This window comes from Streptomyces sp. NPDC086777 (genome assembly GCF_040702065.1).
Lineage (GTDB): Bacteria > Actinomycetota > Actinomycetes > Streptomycetales > Streptomycetaceae > Streptomyces.
The window spans coordinates 151,726-176,166 of the sequence record NZ_JBFBJI010000016.1 but is presented as its reverse complement, the minus strand read 5'-3'; the positions used below and the strand labels follow the sequence as shown (position 1 = coordinate 176,166).

The following is a 24,441-nucleotide window of genomic DNA, read 5'->3' as shown; positions in this document are numbered from 1 at the left end:
TCCACAGGCTTCACCAAAGGCTGGCAACCGCCCCGGAATTGGCGCGGTCCCGCAGGTCAGCCGCCTGTTTTGGGCTGGAATGGCGCACTCCGGGAAGCTGCGGTGGCGAATCCTGCCAAAGCCTGCCGTCCGCGTCCAACCGGCCAGCCGGAAAAGGGCCCCGCACGGTCCGCCGGAACTTGCCCGCCAACTCTCCTCCGATGTTCACTCCTTCGAGTGGCGGGTGGGTCGATGTGAGACCACTGCCCACGGGCGCTGGGAGGGTCGGGGACCGTACAAGACGGGTGCACGCACCGCTTGGCACCGAAATGCCGGGGATTATGACGGGGTGCCACCCAACCCCCTTGGGTACACGAGTTCAGGAATGCGAGCACCGGTGCAGAAGACGCGGCCTCGGCGCACAGGCAAGAAGACGGCCTCCGAAACGGGCGCCGCGGCTCCCGTCGGCACCGGCCGCCCCAAGCACGTCCGCACCCGGCTGATCGTGGCCGTGGCCGTGGTCGCCGCGGCGATCGCGGGCGCCGGAGCGCCCGCCCTGCTCACCGCCTCCGGGCAGCTGAGCGACTCCCAGGACCTGGTGACCCTGTCCGGCCGCACCCAGGACGCGCTGGCCCTCGCCAACTCGCTCGCCGACGAGCGCGACGAGGTCACCTCCTACATCGCGGCCGGCCGCCCCAAGTCCAAGGCGCCCACCGAGGACCGCAGCGCCCGCGTCGACCGCCAGGTCGAGGACCTGCGCGCGGACACCGACGCCCCCGGCTGGCTGCGCACCGACCTCGACGGCATCGCCGCCGTCCGCCGCTCCGCCCTCACCGGCAAGAGCACCGCACTCGAAGCGCACCAGGCGTACTCGGCGACCATCACCGAACTGCACCGGCTCGCGGAGCAGCTGGCCGAGCAGATGCCCCCCAGGGCCGGCTCCGGCGCCTACGCGCTCGCCGAACTCGACTCCGCCGTCCAGCAGTCCGCCGCGGCCAGGGGCCTCCTGCTGGCCGCCCTGAACATCCCCAGTACCACCCAGACCACGATCAGCCCCCTCACCGGTCTGCCCGTCACCAGCACCACCACCTCCGGCGCCGACAGGAAGCAGCGGGACGCGCTCACCGCCGCCGCCCAGCAGGCCAGGCTGCGCGCCGACGCGGCCCTCGCCGACTTCCGGGACACCGCGCCCAAGGCGGCGGTCGACTCGTACGACTCCACGGTCACCGGCGGTGACGTCAACGACGCCGACAAGTACCTGGCCGCCCTCACCGACCAGCCGACCTTCTCCGACGACGACCTCGCCACCGGCACCAAGAAGCTGGACGCGGCGCTGTCCGCCCGGGTCGACCTGATGCGGGGCGTGGAGTCGGCCCTCTACGACCACCGCACCAAGGACCTCGCCGCGCTCCGCGACGACGACGTCGACGCGCTGGAGATCCGGGTCGCGGTGGTGGGCGCCCTGATGCTGGTCGCCGTCGGCATCGCGACGGCCATGGCCCGCACCCTCACCCGCCCCCTCTCCGTGCTCCGCCGGGGCTCGGCCCGCCTCGCCGGGGCCGGGGACCCGCGCACCGAGGAACCGATCGCCTTCACCGGCCGCAACGACGAGTTCGCCCAGGTCGTCCGCTCCGTCAACGCCCTGCACGCGCACGCCGCCGAGCTCTACGAGCGCATCGCCACCCTGGAGACCGACCGCAAGCACCTGGTCGGCCAGCGCCAGAAGATGGCCGACGCCCGCGAGGAGCTGCGCGCCGAGGTCACCGACGCCACCGCCCAGATGGAGCGGCTGCGCACCAGCATCGGCGGCACCTTCGTCAACCTGGCGCTGCGCACGCTCGGCCTGGTGGAGCGTCAGCTCGCCGTGATCGAGACCCTGGAGGAGCGCGAACAGGACCCCGAGCGCCTGTCGACCCTCTTCAAGCTCGACCACTTCGCCACGGTCATGCGCCGCCACAGCGAGAACCTCCTGGTCCTCGCCGGCACCGAACACGTCCAGCAGCACGCGGGCCCGATCCCGCTGGTGGACGTCGTCCGGGCGGCGGTCAGCGAGATCGAGCGCTACGAGCGGGTCCGGATCGCCGCCCTGCCCCCGCACGCGCACGTGGCCGGCTTCGCGGCCGACGACCTCTCCCATCTCCTCGCCGAGCTCATGGAGAACGCCACCGCGTCCTCCCCGCCCGAGGTTCCCGTCGAGATCTCCGGCTGGCTGCTGGAGAGCGGCGAGGTCATGCTCTCCGTCCAGGACGAGGGCATCGGCATGACCGCCGACCGCATGGTCCGCCTCAACGGCCGTCTCGCCGAGTTCGACCCCGAGTCGCCCTATGACCAGGAGGGCGCGGACGGTCTCGGTCTCGGCCTCTACGTGGTGGCCCGCCTCGCCCACCGGCACGGCGTCCGCGTCCAGCTCCGCGAGCAGAAGCAGGGCGGGGTGGCGGCGGTCGTGGTCCTGCCCCAGCCGCTGCTGGCCCAGGCACCGCCGACCACGGTCCCCGCGTCCGCGACCACCTCGGCCGGCGCCCACGCCTTCTCCCTCCCCGGCGCGGACGCCGAGGTCAACTCCAACGTCCTGTACGGCCGCTCGGCGTCCGGCGACCCGCTGGTGACGCTGGCGGAGAAGGCGGTGCGCGAGGCCGACGAACAGTCCGCCCACGAGCAGGCGCAGGTGCCGAGTATCCAGGACGCCGAGCCGACGGCGCGGCCGAAGGCAGCGGCGGAGACGCTCGCCGAGACCACGATGGAACTGCTGGTCCCGCTCACGGAACCGGAGACGCCGGCACCCGGGGAGACCGAGGCGCCCGGGGAGCGGCCGCACCCCGGTGCCACCGAGGAGCGGCCGCAGTCCGGTACGACCGCCGAACGGCCGCGGACCGGCGTGGCCGCCGAACGGGCGTACCCCGCCGACGCCGGGATCCGGTCCCGGCGACAGCGGGCCGAGGACGACGACTGGCCCCGGCCGGAGCCCGCGGCCGCCGAGAGCCACGCGCGCCCGCAGCCCCCCGCCGCCGACGGCGAACCCGCCCCGCCGGGGCCACCCGCACCCGACCACCGAAGCCGCACGGGCGGTGACCGTGGGAACGGCCTCGGCGAGACCGAGGAGCACACCCGCCCGCGGCTCGCGCCCACCGACGGCGAGTACGCCCCGCAGAACGACGCAGAGGACGACGACGAGGTCACCAGCAAGGGCCTCCCCAAGCGCACCCCCAGGATCACCGCCCCCGCCCCGGAACCCCGCCAGCGCAGCGCCGGCGTCGACGCGGACGCCCTCCGCCGCAGGCTCGGCGGCTTCCGCCGGGGCGCCGACGCCGGACGGCGTGACGTGGAGGCGGAGATCGCCGAGCAGACCGGCCAGAACAGGGTGCCGGACGCCGTACGAGCCGTACCTGGAACAGCCGTATCCGAAGAAGCCACGGGGGGCACAGTCGAGGAGGCAAGCAGTTGACCGCGCCCAGTACCTTCGGACTGAGCAGTGAGGCCCGCAACCTGCACTGGCTGCTGAGCAACCTCGTCGAGGAGGTGCCCGGGATCCAGTCGGTCGCCGTGGTCTCCTCCGACGGCCTGCTCCTGCTCTCCTCGGACACCAGCCGGAACCAGGAGGCCCGCGAGGCACAGGGCGAGAAACGCAGGAGCCCCCGCGGCTCCTCCGCCGACCTCGCCACCATCGTCTCCGGCATCGGCAGCCTGACCATCGGCGCCGCCCGGCTGATCGACTTCGGACCCGTCAAGCACACGATGGTCGCGATGGACGAGGGCAGCCTGTTCGTGATGTCGATCAGCGACGGCTCGCTGCTCGGCGTGCACGGCAGCGCGGAGTGCGACATGAGCGTGGTGGCCTATCACATGGCACTGTTCGTCGGCCGTGCCGGCCACGTCCTCACCCCCGAGCTGCGCACCGAGCTACGCAAGTCCCTTGAGGCCGACGCGACGAGGAGCGGCCGATGACCAGCGCGCCCAAGAACCGCGGGCAGAACCTCCCGGTACGGGGCGGCGACCGCAAGCCCGCCCGCGTCCGCCCCTACTCGCTCACCGGCGGCCGTACCCGCTTCGGCCACGTCCTCCTGGTGGAGACGTTCGTGGCGGCCCTGGAGGCCCCCGAGGAGCGCAAGGAACTGACGAATGGTTCCCTCAGCACCCGGGTGATGCCCGAGATGCAGGCCATCGTCGAACTGTGCCGCCGGATGCGCACGGTGGCCGAGATCGCCGCGCTGCTGAGGATGCCGCTCGGCGTGGTCCGGGTCCTGCTCAGCGACCTCGCGGACCAGGGAAAGATCCGTGTGTACGGAACCGGTACCGGGCACGGCGTCGGCCGCCCGGACCGCGCTCTGCTGGAAAGGGTGCTGAGTGGACTACGCCGTCTCTGACGCCACCGGCGTCAACCCGCTCCTCGACGAGGAGGAGCAGCCGAGGTCCTGGCAGACGGACCGCAGTCGGGCCCCCATCGCCACGAAGATAGTCGTGGCGGGCGGTTTCGGCGTCGGCAAGACCACGATGGTCACCGCCGTCTCGGAGATCACGCCCCTGCAGACCGAGGCGCTGATGACCGAGGCGAGCGAGGAGACCGACGACCTCACCGCCACACCCGGCAAGCTGACCACCACCGTGGCCATGGACTTCGGCCGCATCACGCTCGACGACGACCTGGTGCTCTACCTGTTCGGCACGCCGGGCCAGCAGCGGTTCTGGTTCATGTGGGACGACCTGGTGCGCGGCGCGATCGGCGCCGTCGTCCTCGCGGACACCCGGCGCCTGAAGGACTGCTTCCCCGCGCTGGACTACTTCGAGAGCTGCGGGCTGCCGTACGTCGTCGCGGTCAACCACTTCGACGGCAGCGAGCGCTTCGAACCCGAGGACGTCCGCGAGGCGTTGACGATCCCTCCGCGCATCCCTGTAATGATCATGGACGCCCGCCGTCGGATCTCGGCCATCGAGACGCTGCTGTCCCTGGTCGCCCACGCGCTTGACGAAACCCCCGAGTAGTTCTGCTGAACCCTTAGGAGCCACCACCGCATGCGGAAGATACTCGTCGTGGGGGCCGGCCAGGCCGGTCTCCAGCTCGCCCTCGGCCTCCAGTCGCACGGCTACGAGGTCACCCTGATGTCGAACCGGACCGCGGACGAGATCCGCTCCGGCCGGGTCATGTCGACGCAGTGCATGTTCCACACGGCACTGCAGCACGAGCGCGATCTCCAGCTGAACTTCTGGGAGTCCCAGGCCCCGAAGATCGAAGGACTCGGCGTCTCGGTCGCGGCCCCCGGCTCCTGGGGCGAGGGCCCCGCGGCCCGCGCCATCGACTGGGTGGGCAGGCTCGACGGGTACGCGCAGTCGGTCGACCAGCGGGTGAAGATGGCCGGCTGGATGGAGACGTTCGCGCAGCGCGGCGGCCAGCTGGTCATCCACGGCGCGGCGGTCGGCGACCTCGACTACTTCGCCCGCACCTACGACCTGGTGCTGGTCTCGGCCGGAAAGGGCGAGCTGGTCCAGATGTTCGGCCGCGACGCCTCCCGCTCGCCGTACAGCGAGCCGCAGCGGGCGCTGGCCGTCTCCTACGTCCACGGGCTCGGCCCGCGCCCCGAGCACCCGGACTTCCATGCGGTCCGCTGCAACCTGGTCCCGGGCGTCGGCGAGCTCTTCGTGATGCCGACGCTGACGACCTCCGGTCCCGCCGACATCCTCTTCTGGGAGGGCATACCCGGGGGCCCGCTGGACGTCTTCAACGGCGTCAAGGACCCCTCGGAGCACCTCTCCCTGACCCTGGAACTCATGGAGCGGTACACGCCCTGGGAGTACGCGCGGGCCACCAAGGCCGAGCTGACCGACGCCGGCGGCACCCTCGCCGGCCGTTACGCCCCCACCGTCCGCAACCCGATCGGCCGTCTCCCCGGCGGCGGCCTGGTCCTCGGCGTCGCGGACGTCGTCGTCGCCAACGACCCGATCACCGGCCAGGGCTCCAACTCCGCCTCCAAGTGCGCCGCCTCCTACCTCGCCTCGATCCTCGAACAGGGCGAGAAGGAGTTCGACGAGACCTGGATGCAGGAGACGTTCGACCGCTACTGGAACACGGCCCAGCACGTCACCAAGTGGACCAACGCCATGCTGGCGCCCCCGCCGGAGCACATCCTCAACCTCATCGGCGCAGCAGGCCAGCTCCAGCCGGCCGCCGACCGCTTCGCCAACGCCTTCAACGACCCGTCCGACTTCGAGAACTTCTTCTACGAGCCGGCGAAGACGGAGGCGTACCTGGCTTCGGTGGCCGGCGGCGCCTGATCCGGCCGTATTTCGGCCGCGGGTGCGCGGTGGCTGGTCGCGCAGTTCCTCCCCAGCCTTCGGCCGGGGGGTACCCCCAGCGCCCCCTCTTTCAGGGGCGCGGGGAACTGCGCGAGCAACCACGACGGCGCCGCACCCGCCCCCCGGCCGGTGCCCGTCGCGGCCCCCTCGGCCGACCGCATACGCTGATCGCATGACCCCGCAGGCCGCCACCCCCGCCTACCGCAGGCTCTCCGTCGAGGAGCGGCGCAGCCAGCTTCTCGACGCGGCTCTTTCCCTCTTCGCGCACCGCGCACCGGAGGAGGTGTCGCTCGACGACGTGGCGGAGGCGGCCGGGGTCTCGCGTCCCCTGGTGTACCGCTACTTCCCGGGCGGCAAGCAGCAGCTCTACGAGGCCGCCCTCCGGTCGGCCGCCGAGGAGCTCGAACACTGCTTCGACGAGCCCCGTGAGGGCTCCCTGCTGCCCCGGCTCGCCCGCGCCCTCGACCGCTACCTCGCCTTCGTCGACCAGCACGACGCCGGCTTCAGCGCCCTGCTCCAGGGCGGCAGCGTGGTGGAGACCTCGCGGACGACGGCGATCGTGGACGGCGTACGCCGGGCCGCCGCGCAGCACATTCTCAGTCATCTGGGCATCGCCGACCCCGGCCCGCGGCTGCGCATGACCGTCCGGATGTGGATCACCGCCGTCGAGGCGGCCTCCCTCATCTGGCTGGACGAGGACAAGCAACCGCCGGTCGAGGAGTTGCGGGACTGGCTGGTGGACCAGTTCGTCGCCGTGCTCAGCGTGACCGCGCGCCGCGACCCGCAGACCGCGACCCTGGTCGACGCCCTCGCGGCGGATGACTGAAACTGGTGCCGTGAAGAGTCAGGACACCCCCTTCGAGGGCGGCCCCATGGACGGACGGGTGCTGCCCGTGCTGCTGGGCATGACCGGCCACCCCCCGAAGACGTACCGCATCCCGGTCCCGGACCCGGCGGGCGGCCCGCCCACCGTCCTGGTCTACCGCCGCGTGCCCCGGGGGCATAGAAGGCGCCTGGGCCTCTCCCAGGGCTGGAAGTACGAGTACGACCCGACGGGCAGGGGATCCGGCGGCGGACCGAAGTGGCCGTGGTCGAAGCAGGACCCGGCGCGGAGGCCGGACGACACCGACGGGTGACATGACTGCGCCGGACGGCGCACACGCACCGCGCGGACCACGCATACACATCCGATAATCACGTGATCATCGCGATACGGAACGGAGAGACCGTCCCGCATCGGAGGTGATGACGTGTCAGGAAGGTTCCTGCGTCTGGCCTGCACGGCCGCGATGGCGGCGGCCCAGGCTGTCCTCGCACCGCTGCCCGCGCTCGCCGCACCCGACCCCGCGCAACCGGTCGCCGAGCTGCTGACGGACCTCCAGCAGGCGTACCGGCAGACCGAACAGGCCACCGAGACCTACAACGCGACGGCGGAACGGCTGCAGCGGCAGCGCGCCGAGGTGACCCGTCTGGACGACGAACTGGCCGTCGCCCGGCGCTCGCTGCACACCAGCCGCACCGAGGCGGGCCGGCTGGCCCGGCAGCAGTACCAGAACGCCGGCTCGCTCTCCCCGTACCTGCGGCTGCTGCTCGCCCATGACCCGCAGCACGCGCTCGACGAGGGCCATGTGATCGGCGAGCTGGCGCGCGAGCGGGCGAAGACGGTGGGCCGGCTGACCGACGACGAGCGCAACCAGGCCGACCTGGCCCGCCGGGCCCGCGCGGCGCTCGACACCCGGCTCGCCCTCGCCGAGAAGCAGCGGAAGCAGCGCGACGAGGTCCGCACCCGCCTCCTGGACGTGGAGCGCATGCTGGCGTCCCTCACCCCCGGCCAGCTCACCGCGATCGCCGACCTGGAGAAGACGAGGACGGTGGACGCCCAGCGCAAGCTCACCACCTCCGGCGCCCTGGGCAGCACCACGGCACCGCCCTCCCCGGCAGGCGACCGCGCGGTGCGCTACGCGGTGCGGCAGCTGGGCAAGCCGTACCAGTGGGGCGCGGCGGGCCCGGTGTCGTACGACTGCTCGGGCCTGACCTCCCAGGCCTGGGGCCACGCCGGCACCCCCATCCCGCGCACCAGCCAGGAGCAGTGGGCCCACCTGCCGCACGTCCCCCTGAACCGCCTGCGCCCCGGCGACCTGGTCGTCTACTTCCCCGAGGCCACCCACGTGGCCCTCTACCTCGGCGACGGCAAGGTCGTCCAGGCCCCCCGCCCGGGCGCGAAGATCAAGGTCTCCCCGATCGCCGCCAACCCGATCCTGGGCGCGGTACGCCCCGATCCGGAGGCCGGCTCCCTGGCCCGCTACACGCCCCCCGCGATCCCGAGGACGGCGGCGGAGGGCTCGGACGAAGCCGTCGGGACGTTGTAGCCGACCCCGCCCCCACCGGCCCGCACCCGAGACTCAGGCCAGCAGCCCCGAGCTCTTCCACAGCCGCCGCCCGGCCCCCCGGAGGACCCCGATGTCGTCCAGGAAGTCGGTCAGCCGCTTCGCGCCGGTCTGCATGACCTCCCGCCGGTGCCCGCTCGCCCGCACCTGCGCCACCGCCTCCCGCCGGTCCAGCCCCACGTTCGTGTAGACCTCCGGATTGACGAACGCGACCGAGAACACCCGCGCGAACTCACCGGAGGTGACCCGCGTGAACTCCTGCGACCACCGCGGCGCCGTCACCATCTGGCGGCGCAGCTCCTCGCGGGCGTACCGCACGTGCCGGGCCTCCTCGACCACGTGGATCCGCGTGACTCCGCGCACCAGCGGCTGGACCCGCTCGTCCGGGAAGGTCAGCCGCTGCATCCAGTCGAGGACCTCCTCGCCGAGCAGGGTGGCCGTGAAGGACCCCGGGGTCGTGGAGATCGTCTTGAAGAGGCGGCCCAGGTTCTGGTGGGCCCGGCTCACCGGGTACCAGGGCGCGTCACCGCGTGCTATCAGCCGCGCGAACATCTTCGAGTGCCGGCACTCGTCCTCGATCTCGGTCAGCGCGTAGCGCACGTGCGCGGTCGTCGCCGCCTTGTCGTAGATGTGCCGGACCAGCAGCTGCATCAGGATCAGCTCGAACCAGATGCCCAGCGAGGCCAGCGCGGTGGCCTCGTGCTGGGAGAGCAGGATCCGCTGCTCCTCGCTCATCCGCTGCCACATCGGCGTGCCGTACAGCGACACCAGCTCCGGCGGCCAGAACCACTTGCCCTCCTCGAAGGGCGCGTCCCAGTCCAGCTCCTCGTCCGGGTCGAAGGAGTGCTTCGCGGAGGAGACCAGCAGCCGTTCGGCCACCTGCTCGCGGTCCTTGAGCAGGCCGAGCGCGTCCCGCAGTCCGTCGACCGCGTCGGCTTCCGTCAGGGTCGTCATGGCTCCCTCACCTCGTTACCCGGGGGTACGTCATCGTCCACCCTTATGAGACCGCGTGTCAGCAAGCCGGTCAATCCCCCGCGCACGACTTGCTGACTCCGCGTCTCAGAACCCGAGCACCGCCCGCATCACCGACCGGGCGATCGGCGCCGCGTCCCCGCCGCCGCTGATCTCCCCGCGGTCGGCCGCCGCGTCCTCGACCACCACCGCCACCGCGACCTTCGGCTCCAGGTCGCCGTCCGCCTGCGCCCAGGACACGAACCAGGCGTACGGCACCCCGGAGTTGCCGACGCCGTGCTGCGCGGTGCCGGTCTTGCCGCCGACCGTGGCACCGCGGATCGCCGCGTTCGTACCGGTGCCCTCGTCGACCACGTCGACCATGAGCTCCTTCATGCGCACGGCCGTCGCGGCGCTCATCACCTGCCGTACCGGTCCCGCCCCGCCCGTGCCGACCGTCTCGCCGGTTCGCCGCACGGTCCGCTCCACCAGGTACGGCGGCCGCGCCAGCCCCCCGTCCGCCACCGCCGCCGCGACCATCGCCATCTGCAGCGGCGTGGCCCGGGTGTTGTACTGCCCGATCGAGGACAGGGCCAGCTGCGCCCTGTCCACGCTCGTGTCGAAGGTGCTCGGCGCGGCGGTGAACGGGATCCGCAGCCGGGTGTCGTTGAAGCCGAACGCCTGTGCCGTCGCCGTCATCTGTGCCGCCCCCACGTCCACGCCCAGCTTCGCGAAGACCGTGTTGCAGGACCACTCGAAGGCCGCCCGCAGCGAGGCGTCCGCGCAGCCGTCGCCCTCGTTGGTCAGCCGGGTCGTGGTGCCCGGCAGCCGGTAGGGGTCGGGGGAGTCGGTCGGCGCGTCCAGGTCGGTGACCACGCCCGCGTCCAGGGCGGCGGCCGCGGTGACCACCTTGAAGGTCGAGCCCGGCGGGTACGTCTGCCGTACCGCCCGGTTGAGCATCGGCTTCTCCGGGTCGTCGTTCAGCCGCGCCCAGGCCGAGGTCACCGCCGCGCCGTTGCCGGACAGTTCGGAGGGGTCGTACGACGGCGTGGAGACCAGGGCGAGGATCCGGCCGGTCGCCGGTTCGATCGCGGCGACCGCGCCCTTGCGCGAGCCGAGCCCCCGGAAGGCGGCCTCCTGGGCGTACCGGTTCAGGGTGGTGACGACGTTCCCGCCCGGGTTCAGCGCCCGGCCGGTGTCGTTCCACAGCGGGAGCGGCGACAGCAGCGGGTCGGTCCCGGAGAGCACCCCGTCCTCGGCGTGCTCCAGGAACGTGGTGCCGTACAGCTGGGAGGCGAAACCGGTGACCGGGGCGTACAACGGGCCCTGCGGGTAGGTGCGTTCGTAGCGCAACTGCTCCCCGCTGTCCCGGGAGCCGGTGACCGGCGCGCCGCCGACCAGGATGTCGCCGCGGGGCAGGCCGTAACGGGCGATCGAGTTGCGGCGGTTGGCGGGGTTGTCGTCGTACCGCCCGGCCAGGACGACCTGGACGCGGGCGGCGTTGACGAGGAGGGCGAACAGCAGCAGGGCGCAGAGCGCGCGGGCCCGCCGTACGTACCCGGCCGTGCCGGCCCGCCGGCGGCCGTCCCCGGCGCTCATGGGGCCACCTGTCCGTCGTAGTGGCGGCGGGCCGAGTCGCTCACCCGGATCAGCAGGGCCACGATCGCCCAGTTGGTGACGACCGAGGAGCCGCCCTGGGCGAGGAACGGCATCGCCATGCCGGTCAGCGGGATCAGCCCGGTCACCCCGCCCGCGATCACGAACACCTGGAGCGCGACGATCGAGGCCAGCCCGACCGCGAGGAGCCGGCCGAAGGGGTCGCGCAGGGCGAGGCCCGCCCGGTAGCCGCGCTCCACCAGCAGGCCGTAGAGGAGGAAGATCGCCGACAGCCCGGCGAGCCCGAGTTCCTCGCCCGCCGTGGCCAGGATGAAGTCCGACTTGGCGGCGAAGCCGATGAGGATGGAGTGGCCGAGGCCCAGCCCGGTGCCGAGGACCCCGCCGGCCGCGAACGCGAAGAGGGACTGGGAGAGTTGGTTCGGCCCCTGGCCCGCGTCGATCGAGGCGAAGGGGTGCAGCCAGTCCTCGATGCGGCCGTGCACGTGCGGTTCCAGCCGGCCGACCGCGACCGCGCCGAACACGGCGAGCAGCAGGCCGACGGCGATCCAGCCGGTGCGCCCGGTCGCCACGTACAGCATGACGACGAACAGGCCGAAGAAGAGCAGCGAGGTGCCCAGGTCGCGTTCGAGGATCAGGACGCCGACGCTCACCAGCCAGATGGTGACGATCGGGCCGAGCACCCGGCCGGTCGGGAACTGCATGAACCACAGCCGGCGGCCCGCGTACGCGAGCGCGCTGCGGTTGGCGGCCAGGTACGCGGCGAAGAACACCGCGAGCAGCACCTTCGCGAACTCGCCGGGCTGGATGGAGAATCCGGCGACCCTGATCCAGATCCGGGCGCCGTTGACGGCCGGGAAGAGGATCGGCAGGAGCAGCAGGACGAGCGCGGCGGCGACGCAGACGTACGCGTAGCGCTGGAGCACCCGGTGGTCGCGGAGCATCAGCACGACCATGATGAACAGGCCGACGCCCAGGGTGGACCAGACGAGCTGGGCGGGGGCCGCACGGTCGCCGGGGGTCTGCAGGTCCAGCCGGTAGATCAGGACCAGGCCGAGTCCGTTGAGCAGCACGCCGATCGGCAGCGGCAGCGGGTCGGCGTACGGGGCGCGGAAGCGTACGGCGAGGTGGGCGACGAGCGCGAGGAACCCGAGGCCGGCGCCGTAACCGGCGGCACCGGGCGGGACGGTGCCGGTCTTCGCCAGGCCGACCTCGCAGTAGCCGTACACGCAGAGCAGGACGGCCAGCACGATCAGGGCGAGCTCGATGCCACGGCGCCGGGGGAGGGGTACGGCGGAGGTGGGGGTCGCGGTCGCCGCCACGGTGGTTCCGGCCTTGGTCATGTCCGGAACTTACCCAAATAGTGTGAGTCGAGTGTTCTGTGAGTCGGTGTCAGCGTGGCGTCCGGCCGACGTCACGCGGGGGTGTCCGGGCCGCCGGGGCCGAGGAAGTCGAAGTCGTCGTTGCCGGTCGTCCCGCCGGTGCCGTCGGTGTTGCCGACCCCGACGAGGCGGCCGTCGTCGTCGGGGTCGTCGACCTGTCCGGCCACCGGATCGCTGCTGCCCCAGCCGTCGTCGGCGAGGGCGGGGGTGGCGCCGCAGAGGGCGACGACGACGGCGGTGACGGCTATGAGGGTGCGGCGGGGGAGCATGGGGCCTCCGGCGGGCGATCGGTGCGGACCTGACTATGGGCCACGCTAGGAGGGGTGTGCGCGGGGCGCCTTCTGCGGTGAGCCGAAGGGGGGGGCGAGGGGAAGTGGTCCGTGTGCCGGCCGGTGGGGGCTTGTCGCGCAGTTCCTCCCCCAGCCTTCGGCCGGGGGTACTCCCAGCGCCCCCGAAAAGAAGAAGGGGCGCTGCGGTGCGGCCCTTCAGGGGCGCGGGGAACTGCGCGAGCAATCCCCACGCACCCGCAGCCGCGCACCGCACCGCTCACCCCCTACGGCAGCGTCAACGTCGCCACCGCCCCGCCGTCGATCGCGTTCGCGAAACACAGCCGTGCCCCCAGCACCTCCGCCTGCCCCGCGGCGATCGTCAGCCCCAGCCCGTGCCCCTTCGCCCCGCCCTCCGTCCGGAACCGCTGCGGACCGTGGGCCACCAGGTACTCGGGATAGCCGTCGCCATGATCCCGCACGGTGACCTCCTTGCCCTCCACCGTCAGCACCACGGGCCCCCGCCCGTGCCGGTGCGCGTTGGCGACGAGGTTCCCCAGCACCCGCTCCAGGCGCCGCCGGTCGGTCTCGACCCACACGTCCCGCACGACCTTCACCTCGGTCTCCGTCCCGGACGCCCGCACCACCCGCTCGGCCAGCGCGCCCAGCGCCTCCGCGTCGGTCTCCAGCCGCTCCCGCCCCGCGTCGAGGCGGGAGATCTCCAGGAGGTCCTCGGTGAGCGTGCGCAGCGCTGCCACCCGGTCCCGCACCAGCTCCGTCGGCCGCCCCGGCGGCAGCAGTTCCGCCGCCGCGTGCAGCCCCGTCAGCGGCGTCCGCAGCTCGTGCGCCACGTCGGCCGTGAACCGCTGCTCGCTCAGCAGCTTGCTCTGCAGCGACGCGGCCATGCCGTCCAGCGCGGCGGCAACCGCGGCCACCTCGTCCTGCGGGCGGCTCGGGTCCTTGGTGCGGGGGTCGTGCACCCGGGCGTCCAGGTCCCCGGCGCTGATCCGCCGGGCCACCTGCGCGGTGCCGTGCAGCCGCCGGCTCACCCGGGTCACCGCGAACGCGCCGACCAGCAGCGTCGCCCCGATGGCCGGCGCCGACGACCAGAGGATGGAGCTGTCCAGGCCGGCGATGGTGCGGGCCTGCTGGGAGTAGTCGACGGCCACCGCGAGCGCCCGGTGGCCGTCGGCCGGGCCCGCCGCCCACATCGTGGGCCGGCCCTCGTCCCGGGCGACCATGGTGCCGCGGTCCCCGGAGAGCGCCAGCGCCCGCAGTTGCGCGGGCAGCCCCCGCGGGTCGACGCGGGCGCCCCGCGGCAGCGCGTCCCCCGCCTCGTACGCGCCCGTCGCCTCCGTGAGCCGGTCCAGTGCCAGGTCGCGGGCCTGGGTGACGGTCTGGTCGGTGACCGACACGTGCACCAGGACACCGAGCAGCGCGGCCAGCGCACAGCACATCACCGTGATGAACGCGGCCGACTTCGCCGCCAGCGTGCCGGCCCAGCGCGGGAGCCTCATCGCGCGCCCGCCGAGGCCGACGGCATCGGCCGGCGGGTGCGGTGCCCCTTGCCGGTGCGCAGGAACTCGTCCCGGGAGAACACCATCGCCTTCCGCTCCGGATCCCACGCCCAGGTCGTCCGGTACTCGTACCCGCTGATCCCGGCCGGCGACCGGACGATCACCGTCCGCCCGGCCAGCTCCACACCGATGATCGCGTCGTCGTCGTCGAGGACCTGCTGCAGCCGGTGGTTCTCGACGGTGTAGACGCGCACCGCGGTCTGGTTGGTCGGATACAGCCGGAAGCCGAGCGTCAGCTCGTCCCGCCCGTCACCGGTGAGGTCCCGGTAGTACGGCTTCAACAGCGGGCAGCGCGCCCCGCCGCCGCCCGCCGTGCACTCCTTCATCCGCTCCGCGGCCTCGTGGTAGGTCCCCTTGGACCCGTAGTCGGCCGGGTCCGCGGCGATCTCCGCCCGGACGACGGTCACCGGGTCCACCCGGCGGATGTCGTCGCCGGGCACCGTGATCCCCTTCACGGTCTGCGTGCTGCCCTCGTCGTAGGGCCAGGCCGGGCTGGCCGCCGGCCGCAGGTCGGGCCAGAGCTTCGCGGGGCTGACCGCGGTCGGTGCCGCCCCGGCCCCGCGCAGCCCGCCGGAGTCGCCGCAGCCGGCCGCGGTCACCGCCAGCAGGGCGACGGCGGCCGCGGCCACGGCGGTACGGACGGGGCGACGGGCTGGCACGCTGCTCCTGGCTCGGCGGGGTCGGTGGTCGATGGGCAGGAGGCCCCGTACACCTTATTCGCAGATTTGTAGGGAAGTCCTTTTTGCGCCTGGGGGCCGCCGGTGCACGGGAGAGGCTACTCGGCGAGGTCCTCCAGGAGACGGGCGGTGGACAGACCGGCCCGCAGGTAGGCCACGAACAGCTCGTTGTGCAGTGCCCAGGGCGAGCGCCGGGCCCGTACCAGCCGGATCGCCTCCTCGGCGGTACGCCCCTGGTGCACCAGCGCCTGGGCGACCACCAGCCCCGAGCGGTTGTACCCGCTGTAGCACCGCACCAGCACCGACCGCCCCGCGTCCAGGGCCTCGCTGGCCGCCCGCGCGAGCCGCATCACCCCGGCGAGCTGGGTGCCGTCCAGCGGGCCGTCCGGTATCGGCCACACATGGTGCTCGACCCCGTCGGCCGGACCGTGCCCGGGCATCCGCAGCAGACTCTGCACCAGATCGAACTCGTCCCGCACGACGGCGGCCTCCAGCCGCCCCGAACGCGCCCGGAACTCGTGGCCGCCCATCCACAACCCGGGCAGCACCTCGCTCCAGGGACTGTCCGGAGCCGGCACGTCGTACTGCTCTCCACGGATCCGCACCCGGCGCCTCCCCGTTGCGCGCGCCAACCCCTGTCAAAGGTAGCCGGGTTCTTGCCCCTGGAGCACCCCGCCTGTTCCCATGGTCGAGGGGTGATGACGCAATGAGCGGACTGCGCGTCGTGCCGACCTGGCGGCACGGCCAGGAGCGACTGTACGTATGCCTCACGGACGGACGGAACATCGCCTGGTACGACCGGGAGGCCGGCCGGGTCAACCTGCTCAGCGAGGAGCGGCGCGACGACGTGCTGGAGACCCTGAGGCCGTTCCTGACCGGCCCGGTCACGATCGGCCCGCCACCCGTGCCCACCCCCGCGGAACTGGCCCGGCTGACCCTGCATCCCGACGACGACCTGGCGCCCAACCGCCCCGGCGAGGCTCTGCTGGTCGCCCTCGACCGGGACCCCGGCCCCGCCCACCGGCTGCGCCCCGACCCGCGCCGCCGCGCCCTGACGGCCGAGCAGGCCGTCGGCGACGCCCTGGACCGCCTGGACGGCGCCGGCTGGCACGCCCTGCACTCCGTCCCGCTGCCCGGCGGCGACCGCCTGCACCACCTGCTGATCGGGCCGGGCGGCCTGTTCTGCGTGTACTCCCTCTACGCCCGCAAGCAGAAGGTCCTGATCGCGGACCCGATGATCACACTGGGGCGGCGTGATCCCCAGCCGCTGCTGCGCCGCCTGCGCGCCGACGCCGACCGGGCCTCGTACGCCCTCACGGCCGAGGTCCGCCCGGTGCTGGCCCTCACCGAACCGGCGGACGTCAGGCTGACCGCCGCGCCGCGCGAGGTGCACATCCTCCGCGACCGGGACCTGGGCACCCTGTCCCGGCTGGGCGGGGTCCTCAAGCCGGCGGACGTGGAGGCCCTGCACGCGATGGCACGGGACCGGAACACGTGGGGGAGGGTGTAGGCCCCTCCGGCGCCCTCAGGGCAGCGTCGCCGCACGCCCCGCGTCCAGCAGCGGAGCCAGCAGGTCCCCGTGGTCCTGGACACGCGGCGCGATGTCCCCCGCCCGGAACACCAGCTGGCCCGGCGTCCGGCACTGCGCGACCTCCTCCCACGTGACCGGCGCCGACACCGTCGGCTCCCGCCGCGCCCGCACGGTGTACGGCGCGGCCGTCGTCTTGCGTCCCGCGTTCTGGCTCCAGTCCACGAACACCTTCCCGGGCCGCAGGCTCCGCGTCATCCGGTGCACCACCAGCCGCGGCAGCGCCCGCTCCGCCTCCACCGCCAGCGCCTTCGCGTACTCGCTGACCCGCTCGCTGGACGAGCCCCGCACCGCCGCCAGCAGATGCAGCCCCTTCGACCCGGCCGTCTTGGCGTACGCCGCGATCCCGTCCGCCGCCAGCCGCTCCCGCAGCCACAGCGCGACCTCGCAGCATTGCACCACCGTCGCGGGCGCACCGGGGTCCAGGTCGAGGACGATCCGGTCGGCCTCGTCCGGCGTTCCCAGCAGCCACTGGTGCGTGTGGAACTCGGTGACCAGGTTCGCCGCCCACATCAGGCTCGCGAGGTCCTGCACCAGCACCATCCGGGCCGCCCCCTCCGACCGGCGCACCTCGGCGGTCGTGACCCACTCGGGCGTACCAGGCGGCACGTTCTTGGCGAAGAAGACCTGGCCGTCGGGACCGTCCGGGTACCGGAGGAACGAGACCGGCCGGTCCCGCAGGTGCGGCAGCAGGACCCCGGACGCCGTCGCGTAGTAGTGCAGCAGCTCGCCCTTGGTGAACCCGGTCGCCGGATACAGCACCTTCTCCAGGTTGCTGAGCGCGACCCTTCGCCCGTCCACCTCTGTGATCGGCGTCATACGATGACAATCTCATACAAACACGTGGTATTCGGACGGAGGGAAGCCGCACGTGCGATCCATCTGGAACGGCGCGATCTCGTTCGGGCTCGTCAGCATCCCGATCAAGCTGGTGAACGCCACGGAGAGCCACTCGATCTCCTTCCGCCAGGTCCACACCGAGGACAACGGCCGCATCCGGTACCGCAAGTTCTGCGAGCTGGAGGACCGCGAGGTCACCCAGTCGGAGATCGGCAAGGGGTACGAGGACGCCGACGGCACGATCGTCCCGATCACCGACGAGGACCTGTCCCACCTGCCCATCCCCACCGCCCGCACGATCGAGATCGTCGCGTTCGTCCCGGCCGACCGGATCGACCCGCTCCAGATGGACGCCGCGTACTACCTGGCGGCCTCCGGGGCCCCGGCCGCCAAGCCCTACACCCTCCTGCGCGAAGCCCTCAAGCGCAGCAACAAGGTGGCCATCGCCAAGTACGCCCTGCGTGGCCGCGAACGCCTCGGCATGCTCCGGGTGGTCGGTGACGCCATCGCCATGCACGGCCTGCTCTGGCCGGACGAGGTCCGCGCGCCCGAGGGGGTCGCCCCCGACGTCGACGTCACCGTCCGCGACAAGGAACTCGACCTGGCGGACGCCCTGATGGACACCCTCGGCGAGGTCGACCTGGAGGACCTGCACGACGAGTACCGGGAGGCGCTGGAGGAGGTCGTCGCCGCGAAGGCGGCCGGCGAGACCCCGCCGGAGGCCCCCGAACCGGCGAAGGGCGGCAAGGTCCTCGACCTGATGGCGGCCCTGGAGAAGAGCGTGCGGGCGGCGAAGGAGTCGCGGGGCGAGGGAGCCGAGGGGGCGGGGGCCGAGGGGGCGGGGGCCGAGGGGGCCGAGGGGGCGCAGGTCACGCCGCTGCCGAGCAAGAAGTCCGCGTCCGGGGCGCGGAAGACGACGGCGAAGCGGTCGACGGCGAAGAAGACGGCGACGGCCAGGACGGCCAACACGGCCGGCGCCGCCAAGACCGCCAAGACGGCGAAGAAGGCGGCGGCCACGAAGTCCAGCGCCGCCAGGAAGACGACGCCGGCGAAGAAGGCGACTGCCTCGAAGGCGACCGCCACGAAGGCGACTGCCAAGAAGACGGCTGCGTCCCGCAAGCGCTCCGCATGAGGGTGCCGCTTCACGTGCCGTGCCGGCCCCTTGAAGGGACGCTGGGGGTGCCCCGGCCGAAGGGCTGGGGCAGGCGCCGCGCGACCGGCCGCGAAGGCGCTGCGATCGGCCGGCGCGACAGCACGGCGATTCCGCGGGCGGCGCGCCCGGCCCACGTCCGGTGCGGACCTCGGCTCACTGACGGATGGTCACCGTGTCGCTTCCTGCGGCCACTTGAATCCCGTCGCCATGCCGGGTCGGCCGTCGATCCATGGCGGTCCACGCCCATCCACGTCGAGTCACGCCACGGCCGCCGGGTATGCGGCCGTGGGCCCGCCCGCCCGCGGGCCGGGTCGGCTATCGCCTTCCGCAATAGCACATATTCCGTCATTTTCCTGGATATGCCATGAAACCGGCGCCATGCTGGAGGGCGGGGGGAGGCCCGCCGCACGGCGGCCGGACAGGCTGTCCCCACTCGTGAAGGCATCGTCATGCGTGCACTGCATTTCCACCCCCTCGGCCGGACCCGCGCCCTGTCACTGACCCAGGTACGCGCCCCCGTGGCGGAGATCCACCGGCCCGCCGGCACGACGGCCAGAACCACCTCGGGCCCGCCCGGCGAGACGCGTGCCGCCGGTGCCGTGCCCGGGCTCTCCGCCGCGGAGGGCGGACTGCTTCTGATCAGGCTGACCTTCGGGCTGCTGCTGGCAGGCCACGGTGCGCAGAAGCTCTTCGGCATCTTCGGGGGACCGGGCCTGGCGGCCACCGGCAGGAACTTCGACGCCCTCGGCTACCACCCGGGCAAGGTCTTCGCCGTGATCGGCTCTCTCTCCGAGATCTGCGGGGGCCTCGGCCTGGCGGTCGGACTGCTCACCCCGCTGGCGGCAGCGGCCGTCATCGGCGTGATGATCAACGCCATGGTGACCGTGAGCGGCGCGCACGGCCTGTGGGTCGAGAACGGCGGAGTCGAGTACAGCGTCTGCATCTGCGTCGTCGCCCTCGCCCTCACCGCCATCGGCCCCGGCCGGTTCTCCCTCGACCGCTTCTTCCCCTGGCGTTCGGGCGGCTGGTTCCCGGCCGCCGTCGCACTCGGCTTGGGCGGCATCGGTGCCGCGATCGCGCTGAGCATCTGACGTATCGGCCCGGATGCCCGCGGCCGGCGGGGCGGCTGCAGTCATTCGTCGGGGTCGGTGGGGTGGCAGCGGCCATCGGTCGGGGTCGGTGCGGTGGCAGCGGCCATCGGTCCGGCTCGGCGGGGTGGCAGCGGCCATCGGTCCGGGTCGGCGGGGTGGCAGCGGCCATCGGTCCGGGTCGGCGGGGTGGCAGCGGCCATCGGTCCGGGTCGGCGGGGTTCCAGCGCCCATCGGTCCGGGTCGGCAGGGTGACCGCCGCCGAGGCCGCTGCCGCCATCCGTGTGGAAGCCCTGCTGCCCGGAGTGGTCTTGCCGCCGCCGCCGCGTGCGCGTGGCACGGCGATCGGCGGGGTACCGCCTCCTACATTCCTCCTACATTCCGGCTGAGCTCGGTTTCCCTGGGAGAGACGTGACCCGGTCCCGCATCCGTTCCGTGCCGGCCCTGCCGCTCGCCGGCCTGCTCCTCGCCACCGCATGGCTGGCAGGCTGCGGGACCCTCACACCCGACGCGGACCCCTCAGGCGCCCGGCAGCCCGCAGCCCGGGCCGGCCACAGCACCCCGGCCGGACCGCGGCTGCAGGACCCGCCGGAACTGGTCAGCCGCGACGGCCTCCTGAAGGCGGCCATCGTGGTGGAACGCCGGAAGGTGCAGGTCGGCGACCGCCGGCTGTACGCCACCACCTACAACGGGGCGTACATGCCGCCCACCCTGCGGGTACGCCCGGGCGACCGCATCGACCTCACCATGACCAACCGCATCGACTCCGACACCAACCTGCACACGCACGGCCTGCACGTGTCGCCGCGCAGCCCCTCCGACGACGTCTTCGTCGCGATCAAGTACAACCAGGCGTACCACTACAGGTACCAGCTGCCGTTCAACCATCCGACCGGCACGTTCTGGTACCACTCGCACGCGGACATGATGTCCGCCCCGCAGGTCGCCGGCGGCGAGTCGGGCCTCATCGTCGTCGAGGGCCTCCAGCAGCACCTGCCGCCGGACCTGCGCGGCATCACCGAGCACACGATCGCGTTCAAGGACTTCCAGGTCGAGGGCGACTCCATCAAGACGCACCCGCTCAAGATCGGGGCACCCACGAACCGCACGGTCAACGGCCAGCGGAACCCGGTGATCGGCATCAGGCCGGGGGAGACCCAGCTCTGGCGGCTCGCCAACATCGGCGCCAACATCTACTACAAGCTCCACCTCCAGGGCTCCCGCCTCCGCGTCATCGCGCAGGACGGCATCCCCGTCCGCAAGGCGTACGACCAGGACACCATCGTGATCGCGGCCGGCGCCCGCTTCGACGTCCTGGTCCAGGGCGGCCGGCCCGGCGTCACGCGGCTGGAGACCCTGCCGTACGACACCGGCCCGGCCGGGAACAAGTTCCCCGGGGCCGACCTCGCCACCGTGGTCACCGGCGGCACGCCCGTGCACCGCGCCGCCCTGCCCACCGACATCGCCCCGCACGAGGACCTGAGCCACGCGAAGATCGCGACCCGCAGGACGGTCGTCCTCACGGAGAACAAGGCGGGCACGAAGTTCTACATCAACGGCCGGATGTACGACCCGCACCGGACCGACTTCACGGGCACCCTCGACACCGTCGAGGAGTGGACCGTCCGCAACGACTCGGACGAGACCCACTCCTTCCACATCCACACCAACGACTTCCAGCTGATGAGCATCGACGGGAAGCCCTACGACCCGTCCCACGGCTGGTACGACACCATCGACGTGCCCGTGCGCGGCAAGGCGGTCATCCGCATCCACTACAGCGACTTCACCGGCAGGACCGTGCTGCACTGCCACATCCTCAACCACGAGGACATGGGCATGATGGCCGTCCTGGACGTCGTCGCGCCCCACGGTGACTCGCCCGGCAAGTGACCGGCAAGTGACCGGCAGCCGGGGCGGCCGGTGGGGCGGCAGGTGGGGCGGCAGGTGAGGCGGCCGGCCGGGGTGCTCCGCCCGGCCGCACCTCTCACCGCTCCTGACGCCGTCGGCCGTGACGCAGCCTCCCGGCGCAGGCGGCGGCGACGAAGAAGGAGCCGCCCAACGCCATCGGGAGATGCGAGGCGAAGGGCCGGAGAGGGGGGTGCTCGAGGAAGGCCCGGTCGAGGGCGATCCCCAGCAGGGCGGCGGTCAGCATGATCGCCCACAGGAGCAGTACGAGCAGCCACGTGCTCCGGGCGCTCAGCCAGGAAGTCATCGCGCCATCATGCCCGCGGCCGCCCCGCACCGACAGTTCCCCGCGCCCCGGGCCCCGCATACCCGCGTGTATCCGCATGGACAGCGTTCCCCTGGTCCGCCATGCTGTCCTGGCGCTTGTCGGACCGGTGCGAGCCGCATCGTGCGACGTGCCGGGACCGGGACCGGGGCGGCAGAACGGGGACGGGGGGACTGGGGGACTCGTGGGGGAATCGCAGGCCGCGGCCACGCCGCCGGATCACATCCGCTACCGGTTGACGCCCCTCCAGCGGCTGCTGCCCGTACTGCCGGGATTCGTTGTCGTCGTGCCGTCCCAGGTGCTGCTCCTGCTGAACGACGGATCACTCGCCTCCGCACTCGTCCCGGGCCTGGTCATCTGGGGTGTCCTGCTGCCTCTGGCACTGATCGCCTCGCGGCGGTTCGGGGTCACCCTCACCCCGACGGCGGCCGTCGTGCACAACTTCCGCCGCCGGACCGTCCCTTGGGCGAACGTCCAGGCCATCCAGATCTCGTCGCTCCTCGGCAGCCGTACCGTCGTGATCTATGAAGCGGGCGGCCGCCAGACCCGCCTCCGGGCACCGATGACCGGGTTCCTCAGCTGGGACCGCGACTTCGAGGAGAAGTTCCACACCGTCGGCAGGTGGTGGCTGCAGCACCGGGGCCCGGACTGGGTTCCCGTCCCGCCGCCGGGAGCGTGGTGGGGCGGCCCGCCGGCGTCCAACGGGAACCCCTACGCCCCTCCCACCTGGTAGCAGGACGGCGCCCGTACCCGTCGCGAATGCCCTACGAGTGGCCGCCGCCAACGGGACCGACCAGGGTGATGTCGTCGGCGTAGTAGTCGCCCTGCGCGTACCAGCCGTGCACGTAGACCGTCGCGCTGGTCTGGGCGGCGCCCGTGGTGAACGAGACGGTCAGCCGGCTGAAGGCGGCAGGGGAGGTGGCCCAGGTGGCGGCACCGCCGTTCACGCCGAGATAGACGTTGGAGCCGCGGACCCAGCCGCTGAGCGAGTAGGTGGTGTCCGGCCGTACCGCGACGATCCGGTCGCACTGCCCGGTGCCGCTCGAACCCACCGTTCCGTGGAGGGCCTTGGACCCCGTGTGGACGGGGGAGGAGACGATCGAGCCCGGATTCCCGGCGCAGTTCCACGGTGAGGGACCACCCCACTCGAAGCCGGGGTCGGCCAGAACGCCGGCGGCCCCGGTCGCGGCCGCCGATGTGGGGGCCGCAGAGGCCGGAGCGGTCGACGCGCCCACCGAGGGAGCGGCCGGGGCGGCCTCGGTGGCGCCGGGGACCAGGAGGGCGCAGCCGAAGCCGACGACGGCCGCCGCCGCGACCGCGATCACCAGGGCCGCCCGGCGCTGCCAGGGCCCCAGACGCGGGCGGTCCGCGAGGCCGGGGACAGCGGGGAGTTCCGCTGTCCCGCCGTCGGCCGGGGCGGGGCGGACGGGGGCGCCCACCGTGTTGCGACCGCGGTAGTCGTCGTCCTGGCGGATGTCGTCGAGCAACTGGGCCAGCGCGTCGGTGTTGCGCATACGCAGCACGCGGATGGGCTCCAGCGTGGTGCGGTCGTCCGGCGCGTCCGGCGCGTCCGGTGCGTCCGGTGCGTCCGGTGTGGGCGGTGTGGGCGGTGTGGGCACGGTGCACTCCTTCCGTCCCATGGCATGGAATGGAGACGGCCCTCCGGAACCCATACGCAGCACCCGCCCCGGAGGTTCAGCCGGGCCCGGGCCCGGGCCCCGACCCGTCCCCGTCCCCGTCCGCGTCGCGTCTCCGTCCCCGGACCCGGATCCGTCCCCGGCCGCCGCGCCGACCGCCGCCGTGGCCTGCGGTGTGCCTGCCGGCCCCACGGCCCCGGCAGGTGATCAAATGGGGCATGGCCTCGTCCTGGACCGGTGATCGGGTCCGCCTGCGCGCCATCGAGCCCGACGACTGGACCGCGCTCATGCGCCTCGCCGCCGACGACGGGGGGCGAGCGAGCCGGCTGGATCTGCCGAGGTCCACCGAGAGACACCGGGCCTGGGCGAGAGAACAGGCCCTGGCCGAGTCCGATCATGACCGCTTCCTCCTCGCCGTCGAGGCGACGGCCACGGGTGAGCTGGTCGGCACGGTCGGCTCGCACCGGACCGGCCCCCGTTCGGGCTGGTTCGAGTGTGGGATCACGATCGGTGCCGACCACCGGCGCCGGGGCTACGCGGCGGAAGCCGTGGTACTGCTGCTGCGCTTCATGTTCGCCGAGCGGCGCTACCACAAATGCCTGGCAGCGATCTTCGCCCACAACGAGGCGTCACTGGCACTCTTCCGTGGGCTCGGCTTCACCGAGGAGGGCCGCCTGCGGGAACACGTCTTCCTCGCCGGCCGGCACCGGGACCTCGTCATGATGGGGATGCTCGCCGACGAGTTCGGCCGGCGGCACACGACGAACTGAGCGTCATCCGGCCG

General features: G+C 72.8%; 23 protein-coding genes and 1 pseudogene. 14 read left to right on the top strand and 10 right to left on the bottom strand.

The features are described 5' to 3' along the window. The first annotated feature begins 376 nt into the window (after window positions 1-376). From AB0472_RS23520 to AB0472_RS23485, 8 genes are all read left to right on the top strand, one after another. Complete coding sequence (locus AB0472_RS23520) at window positions 377-3,421, top strand: nitrate- and nitrite sensing domain-containing protein (RefSeq protein ID WP_366358603.1); 3,045 nt, start codon at window positions 377-379, stop codon at window positions 3,419-3,421. Beyond that, window positions 3,418-3,921: a roadblock/LC7 domain-containing protein gene (locus AB0472_RS23515; RefSeq protein ID WP_366358601.1), complete on the top strand. Its 504-nt coding sequence runs from the start codon at window positions 3,418-3,420 to the stop codon at window positions 3,919-3,921. Before AB0472_RS23520 ends, AB0472_RS23515 begins: the two co-directional genes overlap by 4 nt. Continuing rightward, window positions 3,918-4,340 carry a DUF742 domain-containing protein gene (locus tag AB0472_RS23510; protein WP_366358599.1) on the top strand — a complete coding sequence of 141 codons (423 nt, stop codon included), beginning with the start codon at window positions 3,918-3,920 and terminating at the stop codon, window positions 4,338-4,340. The genes AB0472_RS23515 and AB0472_RS23510 overlap by 4 nt, the downstream gene beginning before the upstream one ends. Then, window positions 4,321-4,956, top strand: a complete 636-nt coding sequence (locus tag AB0472_RS23505; protein WP_366358598.1) for an ATP/GTP-binding protein — start codon at window positions 4,321-4,323, stop codon at window positions 4,954-4,956. The genes AB0472_RS23510 and AB0472_RS23505 overlap by 20 nt, the downstream gene beginning before the upstream one ends. Window positions 4,957-4,986: 30 nt before the next feature. Beyond that, window positions 4,987-6,243, top strand: a complete 1,257-nt coding sequence (locus tag AB0472_RS23500; protein ID WP_366358596.1) for a styrene monooxygenase/indole monooxygenase family protein — start codon at window positions 4,987-4,989, stop codon at window positions 6,241-6,243. 193 nt (window positions 6,244-6,436) lie between these two features. Then, on the top strand, window positions 6,437-7,090 hold the full coding sequence (locus AB0472_RS23495; RefSeq protein ID WP_366358595.1) for a helix-turn-helix domain-containing protein: 654 nt from the start codon (window positions 6,437-6,439) through the stop codon (window positions 7,088-7,090). A 10-nt stretch (window positions 7,091-7,100) separates the two neighbouring features. Then, the gene (locus AB0472_RS23490) at window positions 7,101-7,400 is read left to right on the top strand and encodes a hypothetical protein (protein WP_366358593.1); all 300 of its coding nucleotides are present in this window, start codon (window positions 7,101-7,103) and stop codon (window positions 7,398-7,400) included. Window positions 7,401-7,514: 114 nt separating this feature from the next. Next, entirely contained in the window at window positions 7,515-8,633 is a 1,119-nt protein-coding gene (locus tag AB0472_RS23485; protein ID WP_366358591.1) for a C40 family peptidase, read from the top strand. A gap of 33 nt (window positions 8,634-8,666) precedes the next feature. Here the strand turns inward: AB0472_RS23485 and AB0472_RS23480 are convergent, their stop codons facing one another. The 7 genes from AB0472_RS23480 to AB0472_RS23450 all read right to left on the bottom strand — a co-directional run bounded on the left by AB0472_RS23480 (window position 8,667) and on the right by AB0472_RS23450 (window position 15,723). After that, window positions 8,667-9,605, bottom strand: coding sequence for a diiron oxygenase (locus tag AB0472_RS23480; RefSeq protein WP_366358589.1), 939 nt, complete (start codon window positions 9,603-9,605; stop codon window positions 8,667-8,669). A 105-nt stretch (window positions 9,606-9,710) separates the two neighbouring features. Then, a complete protein-coding gene (locus tag AB0472_RS23475; protein WP_366358588.1) occupies window positions 9,711-11,201 on the bottom strand; it encodes a penicillin-binding transpeptidase domain-containing protein in 1,491 nt (496 codons plus the stop codon). After that, the gene (locus AB0472_RS23470) at window positions 11,198-12,559 is read right to left on the bottom strand and encodes an FtsW/RodA/SpoVE family cell cycle protein (RefSeq protein ID WP_366358586.1); all 1,362 of its coding nucleotides are present in this window, start codon (window positions 12,557-12,559) and stop codon (window positions 11,198-11,200) included. Before AB0472_RS23470 ends, AB0472_RS23475 begins: the two co-directional genes overlap by 4 nt. Before the next feature lie 71 nt (window positions 12,560-12,630). Beyond that, complete coding sequence (locus AB0472_RS23465; RefSeq protein WP_366358585.1) at window positions 12,631-12,867, bottom strand: hypothetical protein; 237 nt, start codon at window positions 12,865-12,867, stop codon at window positions 12,631-12,633. A 284-nt stretch (window positions 12,868-13,151) separates the two neighbouring features. After that, window positions 13,152-14,381 carry a HAMP domain-containing sensor histidine kinase gene (locus tag AB0472_RS23460; protein ID WP_366358583.1) on the bottom strand — a complete coding sequence of 410 codons (1,230 nt, stop codon included), beginning with the start codon at window positions 14,379-14,381 and terminating at the stop codon, window positions 13,152-13,154. Continuing rightward, window positions 14,378-15,100 carry a hypothetical protein gene (locus AB0472_RS23455; RefSeq protein ID WP_366358581.1) on the bottom strand — a complete coding sequence of 241 codons (723 nt, stop codon included), beginning with the start codon at window positions 15,098-15,100 and terminating at the stop codon, window positions 14,378-14,380. Before AB0472_RS23455 ends, AB0472_RS23460 begins: the two co-directional genes overlap by 4 nt. Window positions 15,101-15,216: 116 nt before the next feature. Next, window positions 15,217-15,723 (bottom strand): protein phosphatase, encoded by a 507-nt coding sequence (locus AB0472_RS23450; protein WP_366358579.1) that lies wholly within the window; start codon window positions 15,721-15,723, stop codon window positions 15,217-15,219. A gap of 101 nt (window positions 15,724-15,824) precedes the next feature. Here AB0472_RS23450 and AB0472_RS23445 point away from each other — a divergent pair, with 101 nt between their 5' ends. Next, window positions 15,825-16,628 (top strand): nuclease-related domain-containing protein, encoded by an 804-nt coding sequence (locus AB0472_RS23445; RefSeq protein WP_366358577.1) that lies wholly within the window; start codon window positions 15,825-15,827, stop codon window positions 16,626-16,628. A 15-nt stretch (window positions 16,629-16,643) separates the two neighbouring features. On the opposite strand, the gene ligD is transcribed toward AB0472_RS23445, so the two are convergent. Then, complete coding sequence (gene ligD, locus AB0472_RS23440) at window positions 16,644-17,525, bottom strand: non-homologous end-joining DNA ligase (protein ID WP_366358575.1); 882 nt, start codon at window positions 17,523-17,525, stop codon at window positions 16,644-16,646. A gap of 52 nt (window positions 17,526-17,577) precedes the next feature. On the opposite strand from ligD, the gene AB0472_RS23435 reads away from it, so the two are divergent. The 3 genes from AB0472_RS23435 (at window position 17,578) to AB0472_RS23425 (ending at window position 21,680) form a co-directional block, all read left to right on the top strand. Further along, window positions 17,578-18,678 (top strand): Ku protein, encoded by a 1,101-nt coding sequence (locus tag AB0472_RS23435; RefSeq protein WP_366358573.1) that lies wholly within the window; start codon window positions 17,578-17,580, stop codon window positions 18,676-18,678. A gap of 620 nt (window positions 18,679-19,298) precedes the next feature. Further along, the gene (locus AB0472_RS23430) at window positions 19,299-19,790 is read left to right on the top strand and encodes a DoxX family protein (protein WP_366358683.1); all 492 of its coding nucleotides are present in this window, start codon (window positions 19,299-19,301) and stop codon (window positions 19,788-19,790) included. A gap of 408 nt (window positions 19,791-20,198) precedes the next feature. Beyond that, on the top strand, window positions 20,199-21,680 hold the full coding sequence (locus AB0472_RS23425; RefSeq protein ID WP_366358571.1) for a multicopper oxidase family protein: 1,482 nt from the start codon (window positions 20,199-20,201) through the stop codon (window positions 21,678-21,680). Window positions 21,681-21,774: 94 nt separating this feature from the next. Here the strand turns inward: AB0472_RS23425 and AB0472_RS23420 are convergent, their stop codons facing one another. Then, a complete protein-coding gene (locus AB0472_RS23420) occupies window positions 21,775-22,002 on the bottom strand; it encodes a hypothetical protein (protein WP_366358569.1) in 228 nt (75 codons plus the stop codon). A 202-nt stretch (window positions 22,003-22,204) separates the two neighbouring features. On the opposite strand from AB0472_RS23420, the gene AB0472_RS23415 reads away from it, so the two are divergent. Beyond that, window positions 22,205-22,753 (top strand): hypothetical protein, encoded by a 549-nt coding sequence (locus AB0472_RS23415; protein WP_366358567.1) that lies wholly within the window; start codon window positions 22,205-22,207, stop codon window positions 22,751-22,753. A gap of 40 nt (window positions 22,754-22,793) precedes the next feature. On the opposite strand, the pseudogene AB0472_RS23410 reads toward AB0472_RS23415, so the two are convergent. Further along, window positions 22,794-23,255, bottom strand: a pseudogene (locus AB0472_RS23410) (carbohydrate binding domain-containing protein); the annotation flags it as partial. A 620-nt stretch (window positions 23,256-23,875) separates the two neighbouring features. Here AB0472_RS23410 and AB0472_RS23405 point away from each other — a divergent pair. Continuing rightward, window positions 23,876-24,427 carry a GNAT family protein gene (locus AB0472_RS23405; RefSeq protein ID WP_366358565.1) on the top strand — a complete coding sequence of 184 codons (552 nt, stop codon included), beginning with the start codon at window positions 23,876-23,878 and terminating at the stop codon, window positions 24,425-24,427. The last annotated feature ends 14 nt before the right edge of the window (window positions 24,428-24,441 follow it).

Excerpts from the sequence above, each read along its gene's own strand:
- AB0472_RS23510 (WP_366358599.1), top strand. The coding sequence starts at position 3,918 with ATGACCAGCGCGCCCAAGAACCGCGGGCAGAACCTCCCGGTACGGGGC.
- AB0472_RS23475 (WP_366358588.1), bottom strand. The coding sequence starts at position 11,201 with ATGAGCGCCGGGGACGGCCGCCGGCGGGCCGGCACGGCCGGGTACGTA.
- AB0472_RS23495 (WP_366358595.1), top strand. The coding sequence starts at position 6,437 with ATGACCCCGCAGGCCGCCACCCCCGCCTACCGCAGGCTCTCCGTCGAG.
- AB0472_RS23445 (WP_366358577.1), top strand. The coding sequence starts at position 15,825 with ATGAGCGGACTGCGCGTCGTGCCGACCTGGCGGCACGGCCAGGAGCGA.
- ligD (WP_366358575.1), bottom strand. The coding sequence starts at position 17,525 with ATGACGCCGATCACAGAGGTGGACGGGCGAAGGGTCGCGCTCAGCAAC.
- AB0472_RS23420 (WP_366358569.1), bottom strand. The coding sequence starts at position 22,002 with ATGACTTCCTGGCTGAGCGCCCGGAGCACGTGGCTGCTCGTACTGCTC.
- AB0472_RS23480 (WP_366358589.1), bottom strand. The coding sequence starts at position 9,605 with ATGACGACCCTGACGGAAGCCGACGCGGTCGACGGACTGCGGGACGCG.
- AB0472_RS23470 (WP_366358586.1), bottom strand. The coding sequence starts at position 12,559 with ATGACCAAGGCCGGAACCACCGTGGCGGCGACCGCGACCCCCACCTCC.
- AB0472_RS23460 (WP_366358583.1), bottom strand. The coding sequence starts at position 14,381 with ATGAGGCTCCCGCGCTGGGCCGGCACGCTGGCGGCGAAGTCGGCCGCG.
- AB0472_RS23405 (WP_366358565.1), top strand. The coding sequence starts at position 23,876 with ATGGCCTCGTCCTGGACCGGTGATCGGGTCCGCCTGCGCGCCATCGAG.
- AB0472_RS23500 (WP_366358596.1), top strand. The coding sequence starts at position 4,987 with ATGCGGAAGATACTCGTCGTGGGGGCCGGCCAGGCCGGTCTCCAGCTC.
- AB0472_RS23465 (WP_366358585.1), bottom strand. The coding sequence starts at position 12,867 with ATGCTCCCCCGCCGCACCCTCATAGCCGTCACCGCCGTCGTCGTCGCC.